13 protein-coding genes are annotated in these 15,342 nt (G+C 66.5%); 4 read left to right on the top strand and 9 right to left on the bottom strand.

Annotated elements, in window-relative coordinates; all coding sequences use genetic code 11:
• Nucleotides 1-7: 7 nt before the first annotated feature.
• Entirely contained in the window at nt 8-604 is a 597-nt protein-coding gene (locus BLU38_RS22085; RefSeq protein ID WP_091527542.1) for a TetR/AcrR family transcriptional regulator, read from the top strand.
• The gene (locus BLU38_RS22080) at nt 601-1,407 is read left to right on the top strand and encodes an AraC family transcriptional regulator (protein WP_091527541.1); all 807 of its coding nucleotides are present in this window, start codon (nt 601-603) and stop codon (nt 1,405-1,407) included. The genes BLU38_RS22085 and BLU38_RS22080 overlap by 4 nt, the downstream gene beginning before the upstream one ends.
• On the opposite strand, the gene BLU38_RS22075 is transcribed toward BLU38_RS22080, so the two are convergent.
• Nucleotides 1,377-2,345 carry an AraC family transcriptional regulator gene (locus BLU38_RS22075; protein ID WP_197679811.1) on the bottom strand — a complete coding sequence of 323 codons (969 nt, stop codon included), beginning with the start codon at nt 2,343-2,345 and terminating at the stop codon, nt 1,377-1,379. The two genes, BLU38_RS22080 and BLU38_RS22075, sit on opposite strands and share 31 nt — an antisense overlap.
• A 115-nt stretch (nt 2,346-2,460) precedes the next feature.
• Here BLU38_RS22075 and BLU38_RS22070 point away from each other — a divergent pair, with 115 nt between their 5' ends.
• Complete coding sequence (locus BLU38_RS22070) at nt 2,461-3,141, top strand: class I SAM-dependent methyltransferase (RefSeq protein WP_091527540.1); 681 nt, start codon at nt 2,461-2,463, stop codon at nt 3,139-3,141.
• A 65-nt stretch (nt 3,142-3,206) separates the two neighbouring features.
• Nucleotides 3,207-4,940 carry an acyltransferase gene (locus tag BLU38_RS32090; RefSeq protein WP_091527539.1) on the top strand — a complete coding sequence of 578 codons (1,734 nt, stop codon included), beginning with the start codon at nt 3,207-3,209 and terminating at the stop codon, nt 4,938-4,940.
• On the opposite strand, the gene BLU38_RS22060 is transcribed toward BLU38_RS32090, so the two are convergent.
• The 8 genes from BLU38_RS22060 to BLU38_RS22025 form a co-directional block, all read right to left on the bottom strand.
• Entirely contained in the window at nt 4,915-6,576 is a 1,662-nt protein-coding gene (locus tag BLU38_RS22060; RefSeq protein WP_091527538.1) for a DUF4091 domain-containing protein, read from the bottom strand. The two genes, BLU38_RS32090 and BLU38_RS22060, sit on opposite strands and share 26 nt — an antisense overlap.
• Before the next feature lie 11 nt (nt 6,577-6,587).
• Nucleotides 6,588-8,357, bottom strand: coding sequence for a DUF2264 domain-containing protein (locus tag BLU38_RS22055; RefSeq protein WP_157683613.1), 1,770 nt, complete (start codon nt 8,355-8,357; stop codon nt 6,588-6,590).
• 2 nt (nt 8,358-8,359) lie between these two features.
• Nucleotides 8,360-10,015 carry an extracellular solute-binding protein gene (locus BLU38_RS22050; protein ID WP_091527536.1) on the bottom strand — a complete coding sequence of 552 codons (1,656 nt, stop codon included), beginning with the start codon at nt 10,013-10,015 and terminating at the stop codon, nt 8,360-8,362.
• A gap of 91 nt (nt 10,016-10,106) precedes the next feature.
• On the bottom strand, nt 10,107-11,045 hold the full coding sequence (locus BLU38_RS22045) for a carbohydrate ABC transporter permease (RefSeq protein WP_231919981.1): 939 nt from the start codon (nt 11,043-11,045) through the stop codon (nt 10,107-10,109).
• Nucleotides 11,042-11,941 (bottom strand): ABC transporter permease subunit, encoded by a 900-nt coding sequence (locus BLU38_RS22040; RefSeq protein ID WP_091532942.1) that lies wholly within the window; start codon nt 11,939-11,941, stop codon nt 11,042-11,044. Before BLU38_RS22040 ends, BLU38_RS22045 begins: the two co-directional genes overlap by 4 nt.
• A 279-nt stretch (nt 11,942-12,220) precedes the next feature.
• A complete protein-coding gene (locus tag BLU38_RS22035; RefSeq protein ID WP_091527535.1) occupies nt 12,221-13,096 on the bottom strand; it encodes a carbohydrate ABC transporter permease in 876 nt (291 codons plus the stop codon).
• A 1-nt stretch (nt 13,097) separates the two neighbouring features.
• Nucleotides 13,098-14,021, bottom strand: coding sequence for a carbohydrate ABC transporter permease (locus tag BLU38_RS22030; protein ID WP_091527534.1), 924 nt, complete (start codon nt 14,019-14,021; stop codon nt 13,098-13,100).
• Nucleotides 14,022-14,023: 2 nt separating this feature from the next.
• Complete coding sequence (locus BLU38_RS22025; protein WP_091527533.1) at nt 14,024-15,286, bottom strand: extracellular solute-binding protein; 1,263 nt, start codon at nt 15,284-15,286, stop codon at nt 14,024-14,026.
• Nucleotides 15,287-15,342 lie beyond the last annotated feature (56 nt).

Below are 15,342 nucleotides of genomic sequence, written 5' to 3'. Positions count from 1 at the left end.
GTGGTGCATGACGAAGGCAAGGGATGAACCGGACACCAGGAGCCGGATCCGAGCGGCGTCGGCCGAGCTGTTCGCACGGCATGGCTATGCCGGCACCGGGCTGAAACACGTGTCCAGCGCGGCACGGGCGCCGTTCGGTTCGATCTACCACTTCTTCCCCGGCGGCAAGGACGATCTGGCCGAGGACATGATCCGGACCTCCGGCCCCCAGTTCATGCAGCTGGTGCTGGACACCCTGGCCGAGCGTGACGATCCGGCAGCGGCACTGGACCACGCCTTCGGTGTTGCCGCGGACAACCTGGTCGCCGGCGACTACGCCGACGGCTGCCCGATTGCGACGATGGCGCTGGACGTCGCCAGCAGCAACGAACGCCTCCGGTCGGCGGCGGCAGAGGTGTTCGCCGACTGGCTGGAGCACGGGACGGCCTGGTTCGCCGGCTTCGTCGACGACCCGGCCCGCGCCCGTGATCTGGCGAACACCCTGATCATGATCACCGAGGGCGCCTTCCTGCTCAGTCGGGCCGGCCGCGACCCCGAGCCGCTGTACGCCGCCGGCCGCAGCATGGTGACCCTGGTGCGGTCGGTTGTACCGTCGAACGGGTGACGACCTCGGATCGCGTGTCGGCATGGCAACCGGGCGTGCCCGGGATCCGCGAAGTCTTCCATGCCCGCTTCGCCGAGCACGCCTACCCGCTGCACACCCACGACACCTGGACGCTGCTGATCGTCGATGACGGCGCGGTCCGCTACGACCTGGATCACCGTGAGCACGGTGCATTGCAGTCGATGATCACACTGCTGCCACCACAGGTCGCCCACGACGGCCGTCCGGCGCGCAGCGGCGGATTCCGTAAGCGGGTGATCTACCTGGACCCCGATGTGATCGGGGCCGGCCTGATCGGTCGTGCCGTCGACCGTCCGGAGTTCACCGATCCCCGGCTGCGGCTCCGGATCGACCAACTGCATGCCGTCCTGGGCTCCGCCACCGACCCCCTGCAGGCGGAGTCCCGGTTGGCGTTGATCACCGATCGGCTGCAGTGGCATCTCCGGGATCGGCCGGAGCTTCCGGAGCGGCGCTCGGATCGCCCGCTGGCGGCACGGATGCGGGACCTGCTCGACGATCATCTGGTGGATGGTCTGGACCTGGCTGCGGCGGCCGGCCAACTCGGCGTCAGCAGCACCCATCTGATCCGCTCGTTCACCGATGCCTTCGGTCTGCCGCCACATCGTTACCTGACCGGTCGCCGGATCGAGCGGGCGCGAGAACTGCTGCTGGCCGGGATGGCGATCTCCGAGGTGGCGGTCCGTACCGGCTTCTACGATCAGGCGCACCTGACCCGGCACCTGCGTCGGATGATCGGCACCACCCCGGCCGCCTATCGGTCCGGTCGGCGGATCATCGCCTGACGCCACTGCAACGGCGTACTGCCGTAGCGATCGCGGAACCGGCGTGTCAGGTACTCGCCGTCGCGGTGACCGGTCCGAGTCGCGATCGCCCGGACCGACAGGTCGGTCTCGGCGAGGAGGCGGCGCACTTCACCCATCCGTCGCTCGGTGATCCAGTCCAGCACTGTGCGGCCCGTTCGTTCCCGGATCATCGTCGTCAGATGGCCTGCCGTGTATCCGAGCTCGTCGGCGACGTCCCGGGTGGAGATCGGCTCGGCGTAGCGAGCCTCGATCACTTCGAAGACCCGGGTCACCAGCGGGTCGATCGGGGCCGCGCCGCTCGGATTCGGATCGAGTCGGCTCGCGGCCACCAGCAGCCTGGTCAGCGTTGCGATGGTTGCCTGGGCGGCGCCCAGCCGACCGGGTTCGGCGAGCTCGGCCTGCAGGTCGGCGTACCATCGCGACCAGTCGGCACGCAGCGCCGCCGGGACCGTGAGGATCCCGGCGGCAGGCGATCGCCCAGGGGCGAAGAGTGACAGCAGCGGATGCCGGCTCCAGTGCAACGGCGACCCGGCGTCGCCGCCGATCACCGCGTCGGCGGTGAAGAACACCGCCCAGGCGCTGCAGCGACTGATCGCCGTCGGCGTGCCGGATCCGAGCACCTGCCCGGCCGGAACGGCGTACACGTCGCCCGGCCCCAGGATCTGCTGACGCCCGTCGATCCGCGCCTCGCCGTCGCCGGACTCGATGAAGATCAGGACCAGGAAGTCGTGCGCATGCCGGTGACCGGCAGGCCCGTCGGCCAGATGATCGTCGTCGAACCGGACGACACCGATCGGTGGCATCCCGGGCCGCGGTTGATAGCGGTAGACCGGTGTGCCGTCGGCCCGGACGGTGCGCAATTGGGTGCCATGCCTGCGATGCCGGCCGGGGTGGCCGTCCGACGAACGTCCTGTCATCACCGACTTCCGTCCTGGTCGTCCGCTCGGCTGCGACCGACCCTTGAGTCGAACCGTCAGGACCCTATCTCCTGCTGGACGGTTTAGCACGAATGACCCAACGGATTGGACAATCATGACCCGAACGACCGATGGTCCCCGCCTGATCGACGACGCCCCGCAAGGCACCGAGCGGCCCTTCCTGCCGGGCATGGGCAAGCCGTGGCTGATGCGCTTCTACGACCCGCTCGCCGTGGCGGTCGGCATGGGCCGGCGGTACCGGCGGCTGGTCGAGCTGGCCGAGCTCACGCCCGGGCAACGGCTGCTCGATGTCGGTTGCGGCACCGGCACCGTGCTGCAGACCGTGGCCAGGACCGTTCCCGGTCTCGATCTCGCCGGATTGGACCCGGACCGGCGGGCGCTGGCCCGGGCCGCCCGCAAGCTTCGGCGCGCGCAGGCGAACTCGACCCTGATCCACGGGTACGCCGACCGGCTGCCCTTCGAGGACGGATCGTTGGACCGGATCGTCAGCAGCCTGGCGCTGCATCATCTGCAGGCCGCCGACCGGGAACGGTTCGCGGCCGAGGCGTTACGCGTCCTGCGGCCCGGAGGAACGGTGACCGTGCTGGAGATCGCGGGTGGAGCCACCGAGCATGATCATCAACGGCACCAGCACCATCAGCCGGCCTGGCAGAGCCTGGTCGACGTGTCGCTGCCGCAGCTCTTCTCCGACGCCGGTTTCAACGACGCGCGGGAGATCGATCATGAGACCAGCAGACTGGGGCCGCTGATCTACCTCCGAGCCGATCGTCGGTGATCCGGGGTATCAAAACCGGAAGACGGATCGGTCCGCCGACGTCGGTCGACGTAGGGTTGTCTTCCGTGACTACCGACGTCGACGCCGCCGCACTGGACCAGTCCTACTTCGACTTCTCACCCTGGGGATTCTGGTCCCGAGCCGATGACCGGGCTCGGGACCGCCAGCTGGATCACCAGCGGCGTTTGACGGCAGCACATCCGGACTGGCAGTTCGGTGAGCGCTGCTTCGTCAGTGAAGCCGCCGCGGTGCAGAACGACGTGCTGCGGCTCGGCGACCGTTCCTACATCGCCGGCCACGCCTACCTGTCCGGCGAGGTGATCATGGGCCGGGACTGCACGATCAACACGTTCACCGTGGTCCGGGGCAAGATCACCATGGGCGACGCTGTCCGGATCGGTGCCCATACGTCGATCCTGGGCTTCAACCACACCATGTCCGATCCCGACACCGAGGTCTTCCGGCAGCCGATCTCCACCGTCGGCGTCAACATCGGCTCCGACGTCTGGATCGGCTCCCAGGTGGTGATCGTGGACGGCGTCACCATCGGTGACAAGGCGATGATCGCCGCCGGCGCCGTGGTGGTCAAGGACGTACCGGCCGGCGCCGTGGTCGGTGGCAATCCGGCACGACTGCTGCGCTGGCGGGTGCCGCCCGTCGAGGAGGCGAACGAGCAGCCGACGCCGACCGCCAGCGGTGATCTTGCCGGTCGGGTGAAGGCGTTCGCCGAACGGGCTCGTTCGGAGGCGGCCGCCGTCCTGGATCGCTACTGGGACGGCGATTCCGGTTGGTTCACCGACAAACCGGGTGGCCCGATCAAGGTCCGTCCGCAGTGTGACGCGATCGAGGTCGCCGATCTGCTGACCGGCGCGGCACCATCCCAACTTCCGGCAGCCGACCAACTCGATCGGCTGCGAAGGCTGCAGGATCCGGACTCCGGGCTGCTGCCCGAGATCGAGCCCGACGGCAGGCCGGGGCCCGCCCCGCGGTCGGGACTGGTCGGGCTCTGGGACCGCGACAGCGCCTACCACATCCTGGCTGTCGGCTACGCCCTGGACGTGCTCGGCTCCGGCTTCGAACACCCCGTACGGGCGGTCGCCGACGCGGAGCCGGCGGAACTGCTGGAATTCCTGGATTCCCTTCCCTGGCAGGAGAAGGCCTGGAGTGCGGGACACTACATCGATGCGCTCGGCACCGCACTGCGGTGGAATCTGACGCGCGACGAGCGAGGTCGCCCCGGAACGGTCGAGGCGCTCTGGGGTGCACTGGCCCTTCGGGTCGACCCGCGCACCGGGATGTGGGGCGGACGCGACGGCGAAGACCTGTTGCAGGTCGTCAACGGCTTCTACCGCGCGTCCCGTGGCACCTACGCACAGTTCGGGCTGCCGTTGCCGCATCCGGAGCGGGTGATCGACACCGTCCTCACCCATGCCCGGGTGCAGCGCTACTTCGCGCGCGACCGGCAGAACGCCTGCAACGTGCTGGACGTCATCCATCCGCTCTGGTTGGCCGGCCGGCAGACCGACTACCGACGCGAGGACGTGGTCGCCCTGGCCTCGTCCTTGCTGTCCGATGCGCTCGGGCACTGGACTCCCGAGCAGGGCTTCGGATTCCAGGCACCCTCACCGGCGGCCGCATCGGCGCCGGCGACCGTTCCCGGTCTGCAGGGCACCGAGATGTGGCTGAGCATCATCTGGCTGTTGTCCGACACCGTCGGCGTGGCCGGTGAACTCGGCTACAAGCCGCGGGGGGTGCACCGACCGGAGCCGGCGGTCAGCGGCGTCGTACGGCCTCGTTGATCCGTTCCCGGGTCGCCAGGTAGTGATCGGCATCGGTCGGATACTCGGTCAGGCTGAGGGTCCGATCGGGATCGATCAACTCCAGCGCGGCTGCACGGCCGAGTTGATCACGCACCAGCTGCAGCGCCCGATGATCGTTGATCGCCTGCGCGGCGACCCGATGCCGGGTCGACTCGCGGACCTGCCGATCCGGTCCGGGGTAGACGATGAACGGATCGCCGGCCGGGAACGCGTTGTCGGCGCAGGTGTCGGCGTACGGGTTGACCGCTGACCGCGAATGCTGGCTGTTGTAGAAGTTGAAGCCCCAGTGCAGGAACCCGCCGGCGTCGGCGGCGAACAGCTGCTGCCCGATCACCCGATGCCGGGCCGGTGGCATCGCGATGAACCGGTTGGCGACGATCTTGTTCTGGCTGACGCAGTAATACAGCCACGGGCGTCGTACGCCGCCGGCCAGGAACGGCTCGGCGTGGTTGGTGGCGACGATCGGCTGCTTGACCACACCCTGGGTGTAGAAGTCGTAGTCGCTCAACGCGTCGGCGATCAGGCAACCGACCAGCAGGTCCTCCACGACCGCGCGGGCGGCACGGTAGTCGTCGAGATGATCACGGGACGGCTCGTCGGAGATGTGATAGATCACCTTGGCCGGATCCCAGCGATCGGTTAGCAGCTGCTGCAACGCCGGGATGAACTGCTCCAGGAAGTGCCGATAGGACGGATCGGTGGCCCGGACGTCCCAGCCGAAGATCTGGCGGAGTTCGCCGTCCACCTCCGCGTCGATGGCGGGGGTCGCTCGGGCACCCCACTGGGTGAACAGGTGGGCCAGCTCGACGTACTCGATGCCGTGCCGGGCCAGGATCTCCAACCAGCGTTCGAGATCGGTGAAGTCGAAGGTGTAGTCCTCGCCCCGTCGGCTGATGCCGACCAGCTGGACCGGCGTGCGCCGGGTGCCGACCGCGGTGTCCAGCGGCGGTGTCCAGATCGGGGTCAGCAGGCCGTTGATGCCCATCCTGGCCGCGCTGCCGACGAACGAGTCGATCGCCCGCCAGTGATCATCGTCGAAGGCGCTGCCGCCGTAGTAGTCGAGCAGACAGTCGGCGTGCAACCACTGGGTGTTGACGATGTCCAGGGCCGGAAGGCGTTGGTTGATCACGGTGACCGTCAACTCGTCGCGATACAGCTGCTCGTCGCTGCCGGCGTGCTGCACCGTCAGCCGGAGATCCAGATCCGCGGCATCGGTGACCGATCGCGGGAGCTCGTCCACCCGCACGTCGAACCAGACGCTGCGCCAGTGCCCGACCAGCGGCTCCACGAGGCCGTCGGTCGATACGACCAACGGATCGGGATACAGGCCGGGGCTGTCGAACAGGTAGTTATCGTCATGATCGGGAAAGGCCGGCAGGGTGGCCGGCACCAGGTCGACGGCATACAAGGTGGTGTGCTCGGCAGCGGCACCGGCCACCGTGATCTTGATCGCGTCACTGGTCCGGCGCGCCGTCGCCGGCGGCCGGAACGCCAGCTGGAAGGAGTAGGTCTCGGCCAAGAACACCGAGCGGGAGATGTCGCGATTGATCGGACGCGGTTCGACGGTCGGTCGAACGGTTTCCAGGGAGTCGGCGAGGACGAAGTTCCAGGACATGATCGCCCAACCTACCCGACCACGGTGACCCGATCCTGCCAGGTCAGGTGGAGCCGTTGGTCGTCGGAGATCGCGGCTGTCGGCCAGGCCGGCTCCTCGGTGGACTCGGTCAGCGATACCGCTACCACGTACCAGCGGTCCGGCTCGGGATCTTCGATCGCGAGGTAGTTGATCATCAGCCCCGAGCCGAACGCGTTGGCCCCGGAGTGGATGACCGTCCGCGCCGAGACGTCGCCCAGCAGGCTGCGGACCTCGGACCGCAGCTGCTGCCGGGCGCCGGGCTGTGGATACTGCGGAATCGCATAGCCGGAGATCACCAAGCGTTGACCGGTCAGATCGGCCGTCGCCGCCAACCGGACCGCCCGCACCTCGACGCCCGAGTCGATCACCGACCAGCAGCTGATCGGGCCCCAACTGCTACCTGCTATCCCCTGTTCGGCGTCGAAGTCGAGTCGCTCGAAGCCGACCCGGGTGGTCGCGCCGGCGGGACCGGTCAGCATCACCTGGTTGTCGGCCACGTCGGCCGCGGACTCGACCGGAGCGGTCGCGGTCGAATAGGCCAGCCGGTTGTAGAGCGGATCCTCACGGTCACCGCCATGATCAACACCGTGATTGGCGATCCGGACGATGCCGTCGGCCCGGGTGCCGGAGACCAGCCAGCCTGGCTGAGCGATCACATCGGTGGTGTCCCCTTGATCGACCGGCAGTGGTTCGTCAGGAGCTGACCAGAAGGAATCGTCGGCCGGTAGTACCAGGCCCGCCAGCCCGTGACTCGCCCAGTACGGCGATCCCGGACCGGAGTAGGGCTGACGCATCGATTCGTGGCGGCCGAGCCAGCCCATGCTGAGCAGTCCGCTGTCGTCGAAGGCGCCCCGGTCGGCGAAGTAGCGGACCGTCTGCAACCCCAGCCGCCGCAACCGTCCGGCACCCACGGTGGCCGCATCGAAGATCGCGCCCGCCCAGGCCGCGCCGGCGGTCGCGTAGCGGTAGATCAGCGATCTTCCCTGGAACAACGGCGCACCGTCGCCGCCCCACAGTCCCGGCAGCCGGTCGACGTAGTCGGACAACCGGGGCCGATAGCGTTCCAGCAGTGCCTCGACCCCGGGCTCACCGGCCGACATCCGGCAATACCACAATGAGAACAGCTGCATCACCCAGCCGTTGTACCAATCGACGGTCCCCTGCGGTCCGTCTCGATACCAACCGCCGCGGCCGTCCACATCGCCGAGATACCAGCTGTCCAGCCGGGCGATGTTGTCGTCGATCAGCTGTTGGTCGTACGGTCCACCGACCGATCGCAGGAACGCCTGGGTGACGTTGCAGAACCACAACCAGTTGTTGTCGCCGTAGCGCACGGTGGCGCTCGGCGCCAGCCAGTCCACGATCCGTTGCCGGGCGCCGTCGTCGAGCCGATCCCAGATCCATGATCGACTCTCGTGCAGCGCGATCGCGATCGCGGCCGCTTCGACACGGGACTGGGCGATCTCGGTCAGCGCAGGCCAGCGTTCAGCCGAATCCGGGTCGGTGCCGGCGATCAGGCCCGCGGCATACCAGCCGGCATGATCGTGATCATCACCGCCCGGCTGGTCCGGATCGACTCCGGCCAGCCGGTAGCCGACCCCGAGGAAGGACCGGGCGAACGCCTCCAGTCCGTCACTGATCGGCCCGGCATGGGACGACGGGCCGGGCAGCTCGAACCGAGCATGCCCGGCCGTCGCGAACGGTCGCAGCGCCAGGAACGCCTTGTCGGCAAAGGATTCCAGCTGCTGTCTGTCATCCACGGTCAGCTCGGCCCGCCGTTCTTCTGCAGCTGGTCCTGGTATTCCTTGCGCATCTCATCACCGCCGCCGGACTTCCAGGCGCTCAACAGGCTGTCCAGCTCGGACAGCGGCTTGCGACCCTGGATGACCTGGTTGATGCCGTCGTTGAAGTTCTTGTCGATGGTGGCATTCTTGCTGGCCTTGGCGTTGGAGAACAGCCCGACGGTCGGATTGGAGATGCCGGTCGGGATCTCCAGCGACTGGTACTTGTGTTGGGTGTCGGCGTCCTGCGGCCGACCGGGCACGTAGATCGTGTACGGCGCATCGGCGAGATAACGCACCGGGATCACCGTGTTGGCGGTCCCTGTCTTGGTCAGCACCGGGTTGCCGTCCTTCATCGTGTGGTCGACACCTTCCTTGCCGTACAGCCGGTAGAGGTACTCCTCGGTGCCGAACGGAGCCGCCAGGTAATTCAGCATCCGCAGGATCGTCTTGATCTTGTCCGGGCTGTCCTGCTTCTTCAGCGCGGTGAACGAGTAGACGCCGGAGCCGAAATCCCAATGTGCCAGCTCGGAGCCGTCCCGGTTGTAGACCGGCATCAGCCCCAACTTGAAGCCCGGAGTCGATTCATTGTCCAGGATGTACTGGATCCAGCCCGGGTAGCCGTCGTGAGCATTGATCGCACAGGTGCCGGCATTGAACAGCTGCTTGAACGGCTGCGCGGTGTCGAAGGCGTCGGGGTGGATGACGCCGCTCTTCCACATTGCGATCAGATCGGTGACGGTCTGCTTGTACTCTTCGGTCTCGTAGGTGTTGGTGAGCTTGTCGTTCTCGTAACGCCAGCCGTTCGGCTCACCGTTCATCCGGCCGAGGACCTGCCGCGGCTGGTTGATCAGGCTGAACGCCCATCGGCGCTTCTTCGGGTCGGTGAGTTCCTTCGTGACCTTGATGAATTCGTCGTAACCCTTCGGGTCACTCGGCAGCCCCTTGGCGTCGAACAGATCCTGACGGATGAAGTTGTAGCTGCCGATCGCGCCGCGCGGGATCGGGATGCCGTAGATCTTGCCGTTGTAGATCGCCGACTTCCAGGTCCGGGTGGGAATGTTCGCCAGGTTCGGATACTCCTTGATGGCATCCCCAGCGAGGTGTTCGTCCAGCGGCGTGAAGCGCTTGTCCAGCAGGGAAGGGAAGTTGGCCACTTCCAGCATCCGGAGCACATCCGGAAGCTCCGAGCCGGCGATCGTGGTGGCGAACTTCTGACTGTAGTCGGCGTTGCCGACCATCTGGATCTTGAGGTCGATGCCCATCCGCTCGTTCAGGCCCGCCCAGTAGCTGTTCTTGTCCGGGCCGGGCGGCACCGCGTAGTAGATGTCGGCCATCGCTGACAGCGACTCCTTGCCGGTGCCCGGCTTCTCCGGCACCGACTTCGGATTGTCGGTCGGCCAGGTCCGGAACGCGTTGTCGACGCCTTCCTTGGTGCCCGGCAGGTCCGGCTTGATCGCCGTGTACGGGATGTAGCTGGGCAGCTTCACCGCCTCGTTCTTGGCCGCGGTGTTGTTCTCAGCTGTCTTGCTCGCGCCGCAACCGCTGAGGGATCCACTGCCCGCCAACAGCGCTGCGCCGCCGGTGGCCGCCAACAGCGATCGGCGGGTGACCCGGGGCTTGGTGAAGATCGACACAATTCCTCCTTGAACTGTCCGTCGGTGCACTCCGACGGGGTGAAGCAGGTTTTCGCGCACGGCACCCGACGCCGTTGCGCGTCGCACAGGATCAGCCCTTGACCGCGCCGATCATCACGCCCTTGGCGAAGTGCCGCTGCAGGAACGGGTAGACGATCAGGATCGGCACGATCGCGATCACCAGGATCGCCATCTGCAGCGGCAACTGCGGCGGCATCACCTCCGACATCCCGACCTGATCACCGCCGATCGTCGTCTGATTGACCACGAAGGTCCGCAGCACCAACGCCATCGGCCACTTGTCGGTGGTCTGGATGTACAGCAGCGCATTGAAAAACGCGTTCCAGTAGGCGACCGCGTAGAACAACCCGATCACCGCGAGCACCGCCTTCGACAGCGGCAGCACGATCCGGGACAGGATCGTCAGACTGGACGCCCCGTCGATCGCCGCGGACTCGAACAGCTCCTGCGGCAACTCCTGGAAGAAGGCGCGCATCACGATCACGTTGAACGCGTTCACCATCACCGGCAGGATCAGCGACCACCAGGAGTCCAGCAGTCCGAACTGCTTGACCACCAGATAACTGGGGATCAGACCCGGGCTGAACAGCACCGCGCCCAGCACCAGCAACAACACCGGTTTGGAACCGAACGACTTCCGGGACAGCCAGTAGGCCAGCCCGGCGGTGGCGGCCAGCGACAGCAGCGTGCCAACCACAGTGATCGCGATCGAGATGATCATCGCCCGGGTCACCACACCGCCGCCCAAGACCGCCTTGTACGCCGCCAGCGACGGCGAACTGGTCCACATCACCATCCCGCCGGCGGACTTGTTGATCGTGGCCTGATCGGCGAACGACGTCGCCAGCACCGACCAGAACGGGATGATCACCAACAACACCGAGATCCCCAACGCGATCGCCTTGGCGATCTGCACCAGCGGATTCGGGCTCTCCATCCACGGTGGACGCTTGCTGCGCTTGCGCGACGCCTGCCCGGCTTCGTGTTCGGCTGCCTCGATGGTGGTCACTTCTCGTACACCCCCCGCTCTCCGAAGACGTGGGCCAACTTGTTCGCACCGATCACCAACAGCACACCGACCACGCTCTTCACCAGACCAGCGGCCGCCGACATGCCCCAATTGCCGCCGATGATGCCGTTGTTGTAGACCCAGGTGTCCAGCACCTCACTGGCCTCCAACCCGACCGGACCCTGCTGCAGGATGATCTGCTCGAAGCCGACCGACAGGCTGTTGCCCAACCGCAGGATCAGCAGCAGGATGAACAGCCCCTTCAAGGCCGGCAGTGTCACGTGCCACAGCCGCTTCCACGGCCCGGCTCCGTCGACGGCGGCCGCCTCGTACAGCTGCTGGTCGACCTGGGACAGCGCGGCCAGGAAGATGATGGTCCCCCAGCCGGCGTCCTTCCAGATCGCCTGGGTCGTGATCAGACCCTTGAACAACTCCGGGACGCCGATCACGTGGAACTGCGGCAACCCGTTCTGGATCAGGAACGTGTTCAACATGCCCGCGTTGCCCAGCATCTGCTGGAACAGCGCGACCACGATCACCCAGCTCAAGAAGTGCGGAAGATAGAGGATCGACTGCAACAGCCGCTTCAGATTCTCACCGGCAAGACTGTTCAGCAGCAACGCCAGCACCAGCGGGACCGGGAACACCAACACCGTCTGGATCACCGTCAGCACCAGCGTGTTCAGCAACGCGTTCAGGAACGCGGCATTGCCGTCCCAGAGGAACGAGAAGTTCGCCAACCCGACGAACGGCGCCTCGGTGATCCCCAGATACGGCTGATAGTCCTGGAACGCGATCACATTGCCCAGCAGCGGAAGATACTGGAACGCGATCAGCACCAGAGCGCCCGGCAACCCGATCCCGACCAGCAACTTGTCCCGCGACAGCCGGTGCATCAGGCGACGGAAGCGACTGCCGGTCGGAGTGTCCGCCGAGTCCTCCGAGGCGGCGGTAACCGCTTCCCGAACGGGCTGGGTCACACTTGTCTGGCCCACCTGACCACCTGCTCCCTCGAAGGTGCAAACCGACCGAAATCTGCTTGTTTCACACACAAAACGGCGCATCGATGCGCTCCGCTCGTCATACGATGACCGGCAGCCGCGCGTTTGGCAAGGGTTTGCCCGAATTTTCCAGGACCGCTGGAGAAACCGTTATCCGAACAAGGCCGGGAGTGCTCAGCCCTTCACGCCGACGTTCGCCATCCCCTCGACGAACCGGCGCTGGGCGATGACGAACATCACGATCATCGGCAGCGTGGCGAGCGTGGTGCCGGCCATCAGGTAGGGCCACTGGATGTTGGATGGGTCCTGGGTGAAGGTCGCCAGTCCGAGCTGCAGCGGGCGCAGCGAGTCGGAGGTGGTGATCATCAGGGGCCACAGGAACCCGTTCCAGGCCGCCTCGACCTGGAACACGGCGATGGTGATCAGTGCCGGTTTGATCAGCGGGGTCATGATCCGCAGGAAGATGCCGAACTCGCCCAGGCCGTCCACCCGTGCCGCCTGGGCGAGCTCACCGGGCAGCGACACGTAGAACTGGCGCGCCAGGAAGGTGAACAGCGGCGCCGCGCCGAGCGGGATGATCAGACCCCACCAGGAGTTGAGCCAGCCGATCCCGCCCTGTCCGAGCAGATTGTTGCCGCCGGCCAGCGGTATCGATTTCACCACCATGAACAGCGGCACCAGGATGATCTGGAACGGAACGGTCATCAGCGCGATGAAGTAGGCCAGCAGCCCCTTCGCCCCCTTGATCGGCAGCTTGGCCAGTGCGTAGCCGGCCATCGTGCAGATCACCAGGGTGAACGCGGTTTCGCCGAGCGCGATGATCAGGCTGTTGCGGAAGTAGCGAGCGAACGGCGCGGTCTGCATCGCCTCCACGTAGTTGTGCCAGCGCAGCTGATCGGGCAGCCAGCTGAAGGTCGCGACCTCGCCCTCACTCTTCAGCGAGGTCAGCACCATCCAGATGAACGGCGTGATCATCGCCAGTCCACCCAGCGCCAACACGACGTAGAGAACGATCCGGCCGGCGGTCGGCCGGTTGCGTTGTGTTGCCATCTCAGTTGTCCCTCTGGCTCAGCCGGCCGATCATGATGAACGCCCCGATCAAGATCATCATCATCACCGTCTCGGCGGCCGCCATGCCGAGCTGCAACGATTGGAAGGCCCTGGTGTAGATGTCGAAGACCAACACCCGGGTCGCCGTGCCGGGTCCGCCCTGGGTGGTGACATACACCAGATCGAACACTTGGAAGGTGCCGACGATCGAGGTGACCAGGACGAAGAACTGGACCGGCGCCAGTGACGGCCAGGTGACATTGCGGAAGCGCTGCCAGCGGCCGGCACCATCCAGGTTCGCCGCCTCCATCAGGTCGCTGGAAACACCCTGCAGGGCGGCCAGATAGATGATCATCTTTGCGCCGAGCCCCTGCCAGATGCCGATGATCATCAGCGATGGCAGTGCCGAGTCGGGGCCGGCCAGCCATTGCGCCGGCGCCAGACCGAACAGGCTCAGCACGCCGTTGGCCAGACCGGATCCCGGATTGAAGATCCACATCCAGATGGTCGCGACGGCAACGGTGGCGGTGACGGTCGGGATGTAGAAGGCGGTCCGAAAGATCGCCAGCCCGCGGATCTTCTGATTCAGCCCGATCGCGATGATCAGCGCCAGCGCCATCGAAATCGGGACGACGACGATCGAGTAGACGACGGTGTGCCACAGCGAGGCCAGGAAGTCCTCGTCGCCGAAGAGCCGGCCGTAGTTGGCCAGACCAACCCAGGACCAGGTGTCACCGAAGCTGTAGTCGGTGAAGCTGAGCACGATCGCGGCGATGGTGGGGATCACGATGAAGATCGCGGAGTGCAGCAACGCCGGGGCGAGCAGCAGCCAGCCGGCTCGCACCTGCCCTCGGTCGAGGCTGCGCCGCTTGGCCGGCCGGACCGCAGTGTCGGCGCCGGTGCGCTCGGCGGTCAACGTTGCCATCGTCAGTTACCTCCGACCGTGGACTGGGACTGCTCGGCCAGCTCGGCCAGGACGTCCTCGCTCGGCTTCTGGCCGAGGATCGCCTGGCTCAGCTTGGCGTCGAACTTGGGCCGCAGGTCGAGCCAGTTGACCGGACCGCCCTCGTAGGCGACGTCGTTCAGGTGCGCCGCCAGATAGTGGCTGAGCGGATTGGACTTCGCCTGCGGCGAGTCCTGGACGTCGGCGTAGGCCGGCAGCTTCTGATTCAGCTCGGCCAACTCGTCCAGCGACCCCTTCTGGGTCAGTTGCTGGATGAACGCCCAGGCCGCTTCGGAATGTTTGCTGCGGGTGCCGACGGCTGCGATGTCACCGCCGACGAACTCGCTGGGCTCGCCGTCGTCGGGCAGGAAGTACTCCATGTCATCGCAGTTCTCGGCGCCCAGACCGTCGGCCGAGCAGTCGATCGCGCCGCCGGTCACGCCCATCGCGGCGTCACCGGTGTAGACCATCGGATCCTCCGAGGCCGTCACCTGGCCGTAGACCTGGGTCGGGCCGATCATGGACTTGATCCAGTTCAGGGTCTGGACACCCTTGGGGTTGTCGAAGTTGGGTTCGGTCCCCCGGTACAGCGAGGTGCCGGTCGCCTTCAGCAGTGTCAGGTAGATCTGCCGGTAGCTGCCGCCGTCGCCGGGATGGAAGTCGAATCCGGGCCGGGTGATCGTGCCCGCCTTGTTCCGCCGGGTCAGCTTCTCGGCCGCCGTCTTGAGCTCGGCCATCGTCTGCGGCGGGTCGTCCGGGTCGAGGCCGGCGTCGCGGAACGCACTCTTGCGCAGCGCCATCGCGCGGGCGTCGGCGACCAACGGGATGCCGTACACGTTGCCGTCATACATCGCGGTGGGTGCCAGCGCCGGCACGGTCCGCTTCTTCAGGGCCGGGCCGTCGACCCCGAACTGGGACAGGTCGGCGAAGATCCGCTTGGCCGCGAACGGCGGCACCCATCCGACTCCGACCACCATCACGTCGTACGGGATGCCGGCCGCGATCGAGGTGGAGATCTTCTCGTTCAGGTTGGAGTAGGTGGCGTAGTCCGGCTCGACCTTCATCTTCGGGTAGATCCGATTGAACCGCTCGGCGACCTTCGCGAATGCCGCCTTGCCCTCGTTGCTGGCCGGATAGGACGGCATCAGCACGCGCAGTGTGCCGGTCGCCTGCGCCGGCGGGACGCCGTCGGTGTCGGCGTCGATCGGCGATCCACCACAGCCTGCCATCGCCAGCAGCAGCACCATCAGCAACGCAAGAACTGCCGGTCTTCTCGATCTGCCCGGTGACAACCCGTCTCCCT

Source organism: Microlunatus soli (assembly GCF_900105385.1).
GTDB classification, from domain to species: Bacteria; Actinomycetota; Actinomycetes; order Propionibacteriales; family Propionibacteriaceae; genus Microlunatus; species Microlunatus soli.
Note: the sequence above shows the minus strand (reverse complement) of the source record. Positions and strands in the feature narration are given on the sequence as shown.